The organism is Actinokineospora sp. NBRC 105648, assembly GCF_030269645.1.
Lineage (GTDB): Bacteria > Actinomycetota > Actinomycetes > Mycobacteriales > Pseudonocardiaceae > Actinokineospora.
In genome coordinates, this window is the sequence record NZ_BSTR01000021.1 from 78,767 (window position 1) to 92,016 (window position 13,250).

The 13,250-nt window shown below is 71.4% G+C and carries 14 protein-coding genes; 4 read left to right on the top strand and 10 right to left on the bottom strand.

What is annotated here, in order from left to right:
• Position 1: 1 nt before the first annotated feature.
• Positions 2–868, bottom strand: a complete 867-nt coding sequence (locus QSK30_RS19685; protein ID WP_285504724.1) for an HhH-GPD family protein — start codon at positions 866–868, stop codon at positions 2–4.
• A gap of 9 nt (positions 869–877) precedes the next feature.
• Entirely contained in the window at positions 878–1,369 is a 492-nt protein-coding gene (locus QSK30_RS19690) for a beta-class carbonic anhydrase (protein ID WP_285504789.1), read from the bottom strand.
• Between the two features lie 175 nt (positions 1,370–1,544).
• On the opposite strand from QSK30_RS19690, the gene QSK30_RS19695 reads away from it, so the two are divergent.
• The gene (locus QSK30_RS19695) at positions 1,545–2,273 is read left to right on the top strand and encodes a hypothetical protein (protein ID WP_285504725.1); all 729 of its coding nucleotides are present in this window, start codon (positions 1,545–1,547) and stop codon (positions 2,271–2,273) included.
• A 31-nt stretch (positions 2,274–2,304) separates the two neighbouring features.
• Here QSK30_RS19695 and QSK30_RS19700 read toward each other — a convergent pair whose 3' ends face one another.
• Positions 2,305–3,405 (bottom strand): LacI family DNA-binding transcriptional regulator, encoded by a 1,101-nt coding sequence (locus QSK30_RS19700; protein ID WP_285504727.1) that lies wholly within the window; start codon positions 3,403–3,405, stop codon positions 2,305–2,307.
• Positions 3,406–3,576: 171 nt separating this feature from the next.
• Here QSK30_RS19700 and QSK30_RS19705 point away from each other — a divergent pair, with 171 nt between their 5' ends.
• From QSK30_RS19705 to QSK30_RS19715, 3 genes are read left to right on the top strand one after another with little or no spacing between them, the layout of a single operon-like run.
• On the top strand, positions 3,577–4,545 hold the full coding sequence (locus QSK30_RS19705; protein WP_285504728.1) for a metal ABC transporter solute-binding protein, Zn/Mn family: 969 nt from the start codon (positions 3,577–3,579) through the stop codon (positions 4,543–4,545).
• Positions 4,542–5,423: a metal ABC transporter ATP-binding protein gene (locus QSK30_RS19710; protein WP_285504729.1), complete on the top strand. Its 882-nt coding sequence runs from the start codon at positions 4,542–4,544 to the stop codon at positions 5,421–5,423. Before QSK30_RS19705 ends, QSK30_RS19710 begins: the two co-directional genes overlap by 4 nt.
• Positions 5,423–6,268, top strand: a complete 846-nt coding sequence (locus tag QSK30_RS19715; protein ID WP_285504731.1) for a metal ABC transporter permease — start codon at positions 5,423–5,425, stop codon at positions 6,266–6,268. Before QSK30_RS19710 ends, QSK30_RS19715 begins: the two co-directional genes overlap by 1 nt.
• Here the strand turns inward: QSK30_RS19715 and QSK30_RS19720 are convergent.
• From QSK30_RS19720 to ispD, 7 genes are all read right to left on the bottom strand, one after another.
• Positions 6,255–7,484: a DUF445 domain-containing protein gene (locus QSK30_RS19720; RefSeq protein WP_285504732.1), complete on the bottom strand. Its 1,230-nt coding sequence runs from the start codon at positions 7,482–7,484 to the stop codon at positions 6,255–6,257. The genes QSK30_RS19715 and QSK30_RS19720 overlap by 14 nt on opposite strands.
• A gap of 909 nt (positions 7,485–8,393) precedes the next feature.
• A complete protein-coding gene (rlmB, locus tag QSK30_RS19725) occupies positions 8,394–9,353 on the bottom strand; it encodes a 23S rRNA (guanosine(2251)-2'-O)-methyltransferase RlmB (protein ID WP_285504734.1) in 960 nt (319 codons plus the stop codon).
• A 1-nt stretch (position 9,354) separates the two neighbouring features.
• Positions 9,355–10,746: a cysteine--tRNA ligase gene (cysS, locus tag QSK30_RS19730; RefSeq protein WP_285504736.1), complete on the bottom strand. Its 1,392-nt coding sequence runs from the start codon at positions 10,744–10,746 to the stop codon at positions 9,355–9,357.
• 102 nt (positions 10,747–10,848) lie between these two features.
• Positions 10,849–11,541: an HAD family hydrolase gene (locus tag QSK30_RS19735; protein ID WP_285504737.1), complete on the bottom strand. Its 693-nt coding sequence runs from the start codon at positions 11,539–11,541 to the stop codon at positions 10,849–10,851.
• Between the two features lie 17 nt (positions 11,542–11,558).
• Positions 11,559–11,954, bottom strand: a complete 396-nt coding sequence (locus QSK30_RS19740) for a PPOX class F420-dependent oxidoreductase (protein ID WP_285504739.1) — start codon at positions 11,952–11,954, stop codon at positions 11,559–11,561.
• Between the two features lie 100 nt (positions 11,955–12,054).
• Complete coding sequence (gene ispF, locus QSK30_RS19745) at positions 12,055–12,522, bottom strand: 2-C-methyl-D-erythritol 2,4-cyclodiphosphate synthase (RefSeq protein WP_285504741.1); 468 nt, start codon at positions 12,520–12,522, stop codon at positions 12,055–12,057.
• Complete coding sequence (ispD, locus tag QSK30_RS19750) at positions 12,519–13,208, bottom strand: 2-C-methyl-D-erythritol 4-phosphate cytidylyltransferase (protein ID WP_285504743.1); 690 nt, start codon at positions 13,206–13,208, stop codon at positions 12,519–12,521. The genes ispF and ispD overlap by 4 nt, the downstream gene beginning before the upstream one ends.
• Positions 13,209–13,250: the final 42 nt, after the last annotated feature.

Here is a 13,250-nt window from a genome sequence, read left to right on the forward strand (position 1 = left end):
GTCAGTGTTCGCCGGGCAGGGCGAAGCGCCCGTCAGAGGTCTGCTCCACCAGCCCGTCGGAGAGCAGTGAGTGCAGGCACCGGTCGCGTTGCCCGGCGTCGCTCCAGACCAGGTCGAGCTTGCCCTTCGCGGCGGGCTCGTTCGTCCCCCGCAGCACGTCGAGCAGCAGGCCCCGGACCTGGCGGTCGGTGCCCGCGAACCGCTGGACGGCCTTGGCCGGGCCCGCGTAGGCGGGCCGACCCGCGCGCTGCCAGGCGCACTGGTCGAGCACCGGGCAGTCCACGCACTTGGGCGCCCGAGCGGTGCACACGATCGCGCCCAGCTCCATCAGCGCCGCCGACGCCCGAGCGGCCCGGGCGGGCTCGATCGGCAGCAGCACCTCGACGTCGTCCATGTCCCGGGTGACCGAGGGCGGCCCGGCGTCACCGGCACCGTGCACCGCGCGGGCGACGACCCGGCGGACGTTGGTGTCCACGACGGGGCAGCGCTGGCCGTAGGCGAACGCGGCGACCGCGCGGGCGGTGTAGGCGCCGATGCCGGGCAGCGCCAGCAGCGTGTCCACATCGGACGGGACCACGTCGCCGTGGTCGCTCGCGATCACCGCCGCGGCGGCGTGCAGGCGCAGCGCCCGGCGCGGGTAGCCGAGCTTGCCCCAGGCGCGCACCACCTCGCCCTGCGTCTGCGCGGCCAGCGCCGACGGCACTGGCCAGCGCGCCATCCAGGACAGCCAGATCGGCTCCACCCGGGCGACCGGGGTCTGCTGCAGCATGATCTCGCTGACCAGCACGCCCCACCCGGTGGTGCCGGGGCGGCGCCAGGCGAGGTCGCGGGCGTTGGCGTCGAACCAGTCGAGGAGCGAATCGATCACCCGGCGAGGTTAGTCGACCTCGGTGAGCGCGGCGGTCTGCACGTCGTAGACGAACCCGCGCACGTTGCCGATGTAGGGCACGAACGGGCTGCGCCGGACCCGCTCCACCGACTGCTTCACGCTGTCCTTGACCTCGCGGAACGCCTCGACGGCCCAGGTCGGCCGCAGGCCGGTGTCGGCCTCGAGGTCGGCCCGGAACTCGTCGTCGGTGAAGGTCGAGAGGCCGCACGAGGTGTGCTGCATGACGATCACCTCGCGGGTCTTGAGCTTGCGCTGGCTGATCGAGAGCGAGCGGATCACGTCGTCGGTGACGATCCCCCCGGCGTTGCGCAGGATGTGCGCCTCGCCGTGCACGAGACCGAACACGTCGAACACCTTGATCCGGGCGTCCATGCAGGTCACCACGGCCAGGTGCAGGCTGGGCACCGGGGTGGGGACCTCGGGGGCGCCGTGGTCGGGCCCGTCGATGTGGCGCTGCAGCAGGTCGTCGATGGCGGTCACGGCGGCCTCCGGTGATTCGGACATTCCTGGCCCTCATTGGACCTGTCTTGCCAGTTGCCAGACAAGGGTACTTTGACGAAGCTCACTGATCGTGTTGTTGAGCGAGCGGACAACCCCCGATTGAGCGAAAGTGTCGACCACCGCGGACGGCACCGCCGGAGCTACCGTTCTGCGGATGATCGACCCGAACGAGCCGCGGCCCCGAGCCGTCTACCTGCGCCGACGACTGCTGGCGGTCGGCGGGTCCGCGGTGGCCGTGGTCGTGCTCATCTGGATCATCGGCGGGCTGCTCGGCACCGACGAGGGAATCCCGGTGGTCGGGGCGGGCGCCCGGCCCACGTCCAGCAGCGCACCGCCGACGATCGAGTTCGGCACCCCGGGCACCAGTTCCACCGCCCCCAGCTCCCAGACCTCGAGTGAGCTGCCGTCGGCCACGCCCACCAGCACCGCGCCCGCCGCGCCGCCGACTGTGCCGCCCACCACGACCACGCCGCCACCGGACCCGAACCTGCCATGCCCGGACGCCGCGGTCGTGGTCACCGCCGAGATGGAGCCCACCGCCGTCCGGGTGGGCCAAAGGCCGCTGCTGCGGTTGGTCGTGACCAACGGCGGACCGGTGCCGTGCACCCGCGACATCGGCCGGGCCCAGCGCGAGCTGGTGATCACCAGCCCGGACGGCGCCACGCGGCTGTGGTCGAGCAACGACTGCACCCCGGCCAAGGGCGAGCAGCGGCAGGTGTTGGCGCCGGGGGAGCGGCAGGCGTTCGACGTGCGCTGGGCGGGCCGCACGTCGGCCAAGGGCTGCCCGGTCAAGCGCAGTGCGGTGGCCCCCGGCGACTACCTGGTCACCGGCCGACTCGGTGAGCTGGCGGGCAAACCGGTGCCGTTCACGATCAAGCCCTGACCGCGCGCGGTCGCTGGATTCGTCCGCCCGGTCAGGGGCCGAACCAGCGTTCCTCGGCGGTGCGCGGCGGGGCGGCCGTGGACCCGAGCACCAGCTCGGTGTCCAGGGTGATCTGCCGCGGCCGGGTCGGGTCGACGGAGGCCAGCAGCAGCTTCCCGGCGGCTCGGCCCTTCTCCAGGACCGGTTGCCGCACCGTGGTGAGCCCCACCCGGTCGGCGTCGGTGATGCCGTCGAAGCCGGTGACGGTGAGGTCCTGCGGCACCCGCAGCCCGCGGCGTCTGGCCTCGGTGAGAGCGCCCAGGGCGAGGATGTCCGAGGTGCAGATCAGGGCAGTGACCTCGGGATCGGCGTCGAGCAGCTGCGCGGCGGCGGACGCGCCGCTGGCCACGCTGTGGTCGAAGCGCTCCACCACCGGTACGCGCTTCCAGTCGACCCCGACCGCGCTGAAGGAGTCCTCCAGGCCGGCGAGCCGGGCCCGCTGCACGTGGAAGTGCGCGTTGTGGGCGCGCTCGACGGTGGCGAAGCCGTCGTTGCGGTCGCGGGCGAGCCGCATGCAGACCACGCCGACCCGGCGGTGGCCCAGGGCGATCAGCCGGTCGGCGAGCACGGTGATCGCGGCCCGGTCGTCGATGCCGACCCGGTCGACGCCCTCGACGTGCGGCTGGTCGGCGACCACGGTGGGCACCGGCCGGGACAGCACCGCGGCCAGGTGCGGGTCGTCGTCGGGCACCGAGTACACGACGAACCCGTCCACGCCCGCGCGGTGCACGGCGGCGACGTCCTCGCGCTCCGGGTTGACCGGGACGAGGTGCAGACCCTGGCCCGCGCCCTCGCACGCGAGGGCGAGCCCCTCGAGGAAGCCGAGGGCTGCTGGGTCCCGGAAGGCGTAAGAGAGGTTCTCGGTCAGCAGCAGGCCGACGGCCCCCGCCTTGCGGGTGCGCAGGGACCGCGCGACCGGGTCCGGACCGGGGTAGCCGAGGCGCCGCGCGGTCTCCAGGACCCGCCTGCGCAGCTCGGGGGAGAGCTGGTCAGGCCGGTTGTACGCGTTGGAGACGGTGGTCCGGGAGACCCCGAGTTCCGCCGCCAGCGACGCGAGGGTCGCCGGGCGTCGCACATGCATAGACCGCGCCATGGATTGACCGTAACGGTTCAGAACCAATTGCAGAAGTCCGGCCGGTAGTCGGCCCCCCGGTTGGTCTCACCCGGTCGGGTTAACGCTAACGGCGTCCGTGACGTAGGCTGAAAGCGACAACGGTTTCCATTGTCGTGCGGAAGGCGACCACGACCCCCTCGGGAGTGCCCCATGACCTCGCGTCCCACCCGGTCCGCAACCGCGGCTGCCCTGGTCGGCGCGCTGACCCTGATCGGTGCCTCGGCGTGTGGCGGGTCACCCGGCCAGGCCGGTGCCGACGGCCGGATCGCCGTCGTGGCCTCGACGAACGTGTGGGCCAGCGTGGCGCGCGCGGTCGGCGGTGACGCGGTGTCGGTCACCGCCATCCTGAGCGACCCCGGCGCCGACCCGCACGGCTACGAGGCCAAGCCCGCCGACGCCGTCGCGTTCGACAACGTCAAGGTCGTGCTGTCCAACGGCGGCGGCTACGACGACTTCTTCACCGGCCTCGCCGACACCGCGGGCGCGAACGCGCGCAAGATCGTCGCCTTCGAGCTCGCGGGCAAGGGCGACTCGGGCGGGCAGCACCAGTCCAGTGAGCCGGTCCCGAACGAGGCCGCGCACGAGCCCGCGGTCAACGAGCACGTCTGGTACGACCTGGACACCGTCCACCGGGTCGCCGACAAGCTGGTCGACGAGCTGAGCGCGGTCGCCCCGGACAAGCGCGACGTGTTCCGGACCAACGCCGCCACCTTCGCCCACGGCCTCGACGACATCGCCGCCAAGGCCGCGGGCATCGGCCGGGCCAAGCCGGGCGCCAAGGTGGTGGCCACCGAACCGGTCGCGGCCTACCTGCTGGCGACCGCGGGCCTGTCGGACGCGACCCCGGAGGAGTTCTCCGAGGCCATCGAGGAGGAGTCCGACCCGTCGGCCGCCGCGGTCGCCAAGACCGACGCGCTGGTCACCGACAAGGAGGTCGCCGTGGTCGTCTACAACAGCCAGACCGAGACCCCGGTGACCAAGCAGCTCAAGGACAAGGCCGTGGCCGCGGGCGTGCCGGTGGTCGGTGTGACCGAGACGCTGCCACCCGGCGCGACCGACTATCTTGCCTGGATGACCACTCAGGTGGATGACCTCGCGCGGGCCGTGGCGGCCGCGTGAGCACCCCCGCCGTCGCGCTGTCGGGCGCCCGGCTCGCCTACGGCGACCGGGTGCTGTGGGCCGGGCTCGACCTGGAGATCGCCCCCGGCGAGTTCGTCGCCGTGCTCGGGCCCAACGGTTCCGGCAAGACCAGCCTGATGCGGGTCCTGCTGGGACTGCAACGGCTGAGCGCGGGCACGGTCCGGGTGGCGGGTTCCCCGCCCGGGCGCGGCAACCGGCACATCGGCTACATCCCGCAGCAGCGGGCCCTCGACCCGACGGTCGCCGTGCGCGGGCGCGACCTGGTCGGTTTCGGCTACGACGGGCACACCTGGGGACTCGGGCTGCGCGGGATCGGCGAGCGCAGGCGCCGGGTGGACGCGGCCCTGGCCGCCGTGGGCGCGACGGCCTACGCCGAGCGCCCGGTCGGCCTGCTCTCCGGCGGTGAGCAGCAGCGGCTCCGGGTGGCCCAGGCCCTGGTCGGCGACCCCAGCGTGCTGCTCTGCGACGAGCCGCTGCTCTCCCTCGACCTGGCCCACCAGCGCGCGGTCAGCGAGCTCATCGACGGCCACCGGCGGGCCAACGACAGCGCGGTCCTGTTCGTCACGCACGAGATCAACCCGGTGCTGCCGCTGGTCGACCGGGTGCTCTACCTGGTCGACGGCAAGTTCCGGATCGGGTCGCCGGACGAGGTCATGACGACGGAGACGCTGAGCGAGCTCTACGGCACCGAGGTCGCGGTCGTGCGGGTGCGCGGCCAGATCCACGTCGTCGGCACGCACAGCGAGCTGTGCGAGGACACCGCGCACCACGGAACCACGCCGCTGCCCGGCGCCACTGCCCACCACGGCGCTGCTGGGCACCACGGCGTCACTGGGCACCACTTGGCGGACCACTGATGGACAAGCTCTTCGACTTCGAGCTGACCGCCCGGCTGCTCGGCTACGACTTCGTGCTCACCGCGCTGCTGGTCGCCAGCGTGCTCGGCCTGCTGGCGGGCGTGCTCGGGCCGCTGATCGTCAGCCGGAACATGGCGTTCTCGGTGCACGGCACCAGCGAACTGGCGCTCACCGGCGGCGCGGCGGCGCTGCTGCTGGGCTGGGACGTCGGCAACGGCGCGCTCGCCGGGGCGATCGTGGCCGCGCTGGTGCTGGGGCTGCTGTCGCGGCGGAGTTCGGACTACGACTCGGTGATCGGCGTGGTGCTCGCCTTCGGGCTGGGCCTGGGCGTGCTGATGCTGTGGCTCTACAAGGGCCGCGCGTCGAACAAGTTCGGCCTGCTCACCGGGCAGATCGTCGGGCAGGACTTCGCGAGCGTCGCCCTGCTGAGCGGGTGCGCGATCGTGGTGCTGGGGCTGCTCGCGGCGCTCTACCGGCCGCTGCTGTTCGCCAGCGTCGACCCCGAGGTCGCCAAGGCGCGCGGGGTGCCGACGACGGCGCTGGCCCTGGTGTTCGCCGTGATGGTGGGCGCGGCGACGGCCTTGGGCGTGCGCACGGTCGGGTCGCTGCTGGTGCTCGCGCTGATGGTGACGCCCGCCGCGGCGGCCTGCCGGATCACCGCGAGCCCGCTGCGCGCGACCCTGCTGGCGGTGCTGTTCGCCGAGGTGTCGGCGGTCGGCGGGATCATCCTGTCGCTGGCCCCGGGCGCGCCGGTGAGCGCCTTCGTCACCGCTATCTCGTTCTTGATCTACCTGGTGTGCTGGGTCGTGAGCCGGGCCAGGCGCACCCGGGTCAGTGCAGCATGAGGATCGCCTGCAGGTGACCGACCAGCGCCCCGATCACCGCACCGACGGCGATGAGCTTCCACTCGTCCTGCCGGAACGCGGGACGCAAGAGGCCCTCGTACTCCTCGCGGGATAGCTCGTTCATCTTGGCGGCGATGGTGTTGCCGATGTCGAGCGCCTCGCGCGCGTACGGCTCGGCGTAGAGGGCCGTGCTGGTCAACCGGGTCATCGCCTTGTCGGCGGCGTCGTGCTTCATCTCCTGGAACCGGCGCGTGCCCACAGCCACCGCGACGAACGGCTTGGCGATGCTGGCCTGCTCGTCGACGCTCTTCTGCACGTGCCGCTGGATCATGGCCAGCAACCGGTCGGACTTCGGACCGCGCAGGATCCCGTCGACGATGTTCGGCACCGTCATCACCTCCCGGGCGATCAGGTCGCCGTACTGCCGCGCCACCTCGGCCCGACGGCGCTGGAAGACCCCCTGGAACGGGACCAGGCCGAAGAGCCGAGTGCGCTCGCGCGGGAAGAACACCAGCTTGATGGCCAGCCAGTCGGTGAACCAGCCGATGGCCGCGCCGAAGATCGGCAGCACCAGCGGCTCACGGGTGAGCGCCCAGACAGCGGTCTGCACCAGACCGAGGACGAACCCGAAGTAGATGCCGCAGCGGGCGATGAACGCCATCTCCGGCCGCGAGATGTCCCGCACGAGCCGGACCAGCAACTCCTTGTCCCGCTCCAGCGCGGATACGGCGACCTGCTGGACGTCGAGCACCTCACCGATGTTGGCCCGGATCTCGGCCATCACCTTGCGGACCAGGGCCGGACTGCCCGCTTGGACCTGCTTGATGATCAGGTCCTGGGCCAGGATCGGCAACATCTCCCACAACTGCGGGTGGTGCTTCTCCAGCACCTCCCGCGCGATCTCGTCGACCGTGACCAGCAACGGCCCTTGGATCTGCCGCGCCACCTCGTCGGGGTCCAGCCGCTCGACGATCTCCCTCGGGTCCACCAGCCTGCTGGTGATCAACTCAGCGGACACCCGGATCATCCGCGCCGAATTGCGCGGGACAACCCCCTGCCACCCGAGGAACGGCTCAACCAGCCCGACGAAGCGCAGTGGCCGGAACATCATCTCGATGGCCACCCGCTTGGTGACGTAGCCGATGACAGCCGCCACGAACGGCATCGAGACGTACACCGGCCAGTGGCGGGCGAAGTCGTCGAGGAACCCGGACACACGCCCACCCCCTCTTCTTGACTGGGTAGTAGGTTAGTGCAGGCGAAGCGGGACCCGCAGTTCACCCACCAGGAACCCGACGACCGCCCCGGCGGGGATCTCCTGGGTGATCATGCAAGAGCTCCCAACCCCGCTGGCACGTAACAGGATCCCCGCCCGCTGGTACCGCAGTGGATAGGCCGACCTCGCTGGCACGCAGAAGAGCCTCGTCCTCCAGCAAACTGCAGTGGATAGGCCGAGCCCGCTGGCACGCAGAAGGGCCCCGTCCTCCAGCAAACCGCAGTGGATAGGCCGACCCCACCGACAAGCAGAAGGGCCCCGTCCCCCAGCAAACCGCAGCGGATAGGCCGACCCCGCTGGTACGCAAGTCCCGTTACGAATGCTCGATCTAGTGGACTCGCTTCGTGTGGGGGAGGAGTACCGCTAAACTTGCCGGTGGTGGGGAATGCCCTTCACCCGCCCTTTTTTCACCACCGCGGTGCTCTAGGGGCCCCGCGCGAAGTGAGTTCACTAGATCGAGCCCCCATCTTTTCCTCGGGCAGCCCCAACGACGAGCCGCCAACAAGGTCGACCGTAGGTCGGCGTGCGGCACACCCTCCGAGCTGCCCAAGTAAAGCGGAGGCTCGATCGGGTGGAATGCCTTCGCGCGGGGCCCCTAGAGCACCGCGGTGGGGAAAAAGCGTGGGGTGAAGGGCATCCCCACCACACGGCAAGTTTAGCGGTACTCTCCCCCCACACGAAGGCATTCCACCCAATCGAGCACTGGCGTAGCGGGTGTTGCGTACCAGCGGGCTCGGGTTTTAGAAATTGAAGGAATAGAGGAATAGGGACTGAGAAATAGGGGTGGAGATTGGAGGCTGTGGATTGAAGACTGTGGATCGGGAGGTGGGTGAGGATCGGAGTTTTTGGTTAGATCCTGCCTGCGATCCTTCGCCTTCTAGCCACCTCTGCCAAGACCACTCCCGCCGCCACCGACGCGTTGAGTGATTCCACGCCCGCTGACATCGGAATGGACACTGTGGCGTCGCAGGTTTCCTTGACCAGTCTGGTCAGGCCCCTGCCCTCGGAGCCGACGACGACCACCAGTGGTGAGGTCGCCAGTTCCAGGCCGTCCAGTTCCATCGAGCCGTCCGCGTCCAGGCCCACGATCATCAGGCCCTCGTCGGCGAACGCGCGCAGCTGTCGGGTCAGGTTGGTGGCGATGGCTACCGGGATCTTGGCCGCTGTGCCCGCGCTCGTTCGCCAGGCCACGGCCGTGATGCCCGCGCTGCGTCGCTGGGGCAGTAGGACGCCGTTCGCGCCGAAGGCCGCTGCTGAGCGGATGACCGCGCCGAGGTTGCGGGGGTCGGTGACGCCGTCCAGGGCGACGATCAGTGGGGGGTCGTCGGTGCTGGCCGCTGCTTCCAGCAGGTCGTCCGGGTGCGCGTACTCGTACGGCGGGACTTGGAGGGCCAGGCCCTGGTGCATGGCGCCGGTGGTGAGCCGGTCGAGTTCGAGCCGGGAGACCTCCAGGACCGAGATGCCCCGGTCGGCCGCCAGTTGGACCGACTCGGCGACGCGTTCGTCGGCCTCGATGCCGAGTGCGACGTAGAGCGCGGTCGAGGGGACCCCGGCGCGCAGGCACTCGACCACCGGGTTGCGGCCGGCCACCAGTTCGTTGGTCGGCTTGTCCTTGCTCGATCGGCCCTGGGTGCGCTTGGCTGCCGCGTTCGACTTGCGGTAGGCGTGGTGGCCGGGGCGCTCCTCGGCCTTGGGCGTGGGGCCCTTGCCCTCCAGTGCCTTGCGCCGTTGTCCGCCGGAGCCGACGACGGCGCCCTTCTTGGAGCCCGGCTTGCGCATCGCGCCCTGGCGCCGTGAGTTCCCTGCCACGTCAGCTGTCCTTCAGTGTCCACAATGGACCGCCGGGGGTGTCCTCGACGGCGACGCCCGCGATGAGCAGGCGGTCTCGAATGGCGTCGGCCAGGGCGAAGTCCCGATCCGCCCGGGCGCGCTGGCGCTCTTCGAGGAGGTCTTCGACGAGGGCGTCGAGCGCCTGTCGCAGGCCGGTGTCGGCGTTGGACTTGTCCTGCCACTGCGGTGACAGCGGGTCCAACCCGAGCACGCCGGTCATGCCGCGCACCGCCGAGGCGGCTTGGCGTGCGCCTTCTTCGTCGTTGGCGTCCAGCGCGGTGTTACCGGCGCGGACCGCGTTGTGCACCGCGGCGAGTGCCGCCGGGGTGGCCAGGTCGTCGTCCATGGCGGCGGCGAACTCCGGGCCCGGGTCGCCGGGGGTGACCACGCCGGTGCGCTGGGCCACCTTGTGCACGAAGTGCTCGACGCGCTGGTAGGCCCGCACCGACTCGGACAGTGCCGCCTCGGAGTACTCGATCATCGACCGGTAGTGCGGGCCGGCCAGGTAGTAGCGGAGCTCCTGGGCGCGCACGCGGCTGAGCATCTCCGGGATCGACACCGTGTTGCCCAGGGACTTGGCCATCTTCTCGCCGCTGAGGGTGACCCACGCGTTGTGCATCCAGTAGCGGGCGAAGCCGTCGCCCGCCGCGCGGGACTGGGCCTGCTCGTTCTCGTGGTGCGGGAACACCAGGTCCAGACCGCCGCCGTGCACGTCGAACTGCGGGCCCAGGTAGGCGCGCGCCATCGCCGAGCACTCCAGGTGCCAGCCCGGCCTGCCCTCGCCCCACGGCGTCGGCCAAGACGGCTCGCCCGGCTTGCTGGCCTTCCATAGCGTGAAGTCGCGCGGGTCGCGCTTGCACTGCGCCAGCGTCTCGCCCTGCTGCACGTCGTCGAGCTTCGCGCCGGAGAGCTCGCCGTAGGCGGGGTAGGACGACACCGAGAAGTAGACGTCGCCGCCCGCCGGGTACGCGTGGCCGCGGTCGATCAGCTCGCGCATCATCTCGACCATCTGGGTGACGTGGCCGGTGGCCCGCGGCGCGATCGACGGCGGCAGGCAGCCCAGCACGTCGTAGGCCTCGTTGAAGGCGCGCTCGTGCGTGGCCGCCCACTCCCACCACGGCCTGCCCGCGTCGGCGGCCTTGACCAGGATCTTGTCGTCGATGTCGGTGATGTTGCGGACCAGCCGCACGTCGGAACCCTGGTGGGTCAGCCACCGGCGCATCACGTCGAAGTTCAGGCCGCTGCGCACGTGCCCGATGTGCGGGATGCCCTGCACGGTGGCGCCGCAGACGTAGATGGTGGTGACCCCTGGCGTCAGCGGCGTGAACTCACGCAGGCTGCGGCTTGCGCTGTCGAAGATGTGCAGGGGCACGGGGATCTCCTGGTGGGAGCACAGCATTTACTGGGGAAATGGTACGGGTAACGCAGAGGTCACTCGTGCCAGGATTGACTAACGGCGTGCTCTTGGCTTATCTCAGCCCGCTATGCCATGCGCGCGCAACGCGCCGAGCAGCGCGTCGGGGCGGCTCGCGGTCGCCTGCGGCTCCACCCGCTCGAACCGACAGCCCACCCGGACGGCGGCGCCGTCGGCCTCGGCGCTGTCGCCGATCATCAGGGTGTCCGCCGGCTCGACACCGATCCGCTCGCAGGCGAGCTCGAACAGCTTCGGGTCCGGCTTGACCAGGCCCTCGGCGTAGGAGAGCACGAACTCCCCGACCAGGTCGGCCAGACCGTGCGCGGCGAAGGTCGGGCGGATGTCCCAGGCGATGTTGCTGACCACGGCCACCGGGAGACCGCGCTCGCGCAGCAGCCGCAGCGCGGCGCCGGTGTCCGGGTACGGCTGCCACGACCCGGGCGCCAGCATCACGTCGTAGAGCAGGGCGGGCATCCCGTCGGCCAGCCCGATGGCCGGGGCGGACAGCGACGCCTCGTAGGCCGACCGGTGCACCTCGGGGTCGAGGTCGCGGCGGTGCCAGTCCTCGTGCAGCTCGGCGGGCAGGTGCTCCGGCACACCGGTCGGCACGGTCATCACGGCCAGCAGCTCGGCGTAGCGGTCGGCGTCCAGGGCGGCACCGTCGCGCAGGCGCAGCCCGGACACGCTCGCGGCACCCGGCTCCAGGCGGAACAGGGTGCCCGAGAAGTCCAGCAGGACGCCGCGGATGGCCACGGCGTCCACGCTAGAGGTCAGGCCGCGTTGCCCGTGACCCGCTCCGGAGTGATGCGCGCCACAACCCGCACGTCGTCCGGGCCGTCGGAGGTGTAGGGCTTGCCCACGTACTTCAGCGACAGCTCGTTGATCAGCTCCTTGCCGCCCTCCTCGGTGAGCTGGACGACGCCGCGGACCTCGACGTAGTTGTACGGGTTGGCGATGTCGAAGACGCTCAGGCTGACCCGGGGGTCGGCGCGGAGGTTCTTCTCCTTCTGGCGGCCGACCACGGTCGACAGCAGCACGTCGTCACCGTCGAGCCGGGCCCACAGGACCGAGGTCTGCGGGCTGCCGTCGGCGTTGAGCGTGGCCAGGGTGACGTAGTTCTTGCCCTCGAAGAGGGCCCGGGCGTTCGCGGATAGTGAAGATCCCATGGTCGAAACATAGATCCGACCGGCTCGCCGCGCCCACCATCCCGCCGACCGGGACCTGGTCGACGCCCGCGTCCGGACTAGGCCGACGCCCGCGTCCGGACTAGTCGGCGGCGAGCAGCAGCGCGGTCGCCACCGCGGCGATGCCCTCACCGCGGCCGGTCAGCCCGAGCCCGTCGGTGGTGGTGCCGGAGACCGACACCGGGCCGCCGACCGCCGCGGACAGCACCGCCTGCGCCTCGGCCCGGCGCTTGCCGATCTTCGGGTTGGTGCCGATCACCTGCACCGCGGCGTTGGCCACCCGGTAGCCCGCCGCCTCGACCCGGGTGCGCACCTCGGCCAGCAGCGTCGCGCCGTGCGCGCCCGCCCAGCGCGGGTCGCCGGTGCCGAACACCGCGCCCAGGTCGCCCAGGCCCGCGGCGGACAGCAGCGCGTCGCAGAGGGCGTGCGCGGCCACGTCACCGTCGGAGTGCCCCGCGCAGCCGTCGACGCCGGGCCAGAGCAGACCGGCCAGCCAGCAGTCCCGGCCTACTTCGATCGGGTGAACATCGGTGCCGATTCCCACCCTCACGAGACCTCCACGGCGGACAGCACGGCCTCGGCGATGGCCAGGTCGAAGGGGGTTGTGACTTTCATCGCATAGGGATGTCCCGGCACGGTGGCCACCGGGACGCCCAGCTTCTCGACCAGCCCCGCGTCGTCGGTCGCGGAGTCGCCAGCCGCCGCGTATGCCCTGGTCAGAGTGGCCGCGTCGAAGCCCTGGGGGGTCTGGACGATGCGCAGCGCCGCCCGGTCGGGGGTGGCCAGGACAACGCCCGCCGCGTCGACCTGCTTGACGGTGTCAGCCATCGGCAGCACCGGGATCACCGCGGGCGCGCCCGCCAGCACAGCGTCGACGACGGCCTGGATGACCTGCGGCGGGGTGAACGCGCGCGCCGCGTCGTGGACCAGCACCACGCGGGCGTCCGGGACGGCGGTGAGCGCGTGCCGAAGAGCGCGGCGCACGGAGTCGGTGCGGTCGGCACCACCGGGGACGACATCGGCGGGCAAGCCCGCGTCGGCCAGCAGCTTCGCGGTGGACTCGACCTCGGCGGGGGGCGCCGCAACGACGACATGCCGCACGCAACCTGCGGTGAGCAGGCCGCGCACGGCATGTGCCAGTAGAGCGCTCCCGCGAACGGGGACCAGTGCTTTGGGCACGCCGAAGCCCAGGCGTTCACCCCTACCTGCGGCAGGCACGATGGCCACCGTGTTCATGGCCTGTTCACTGCCTGTCCGGGACCCGGGGCGGTCCCACTG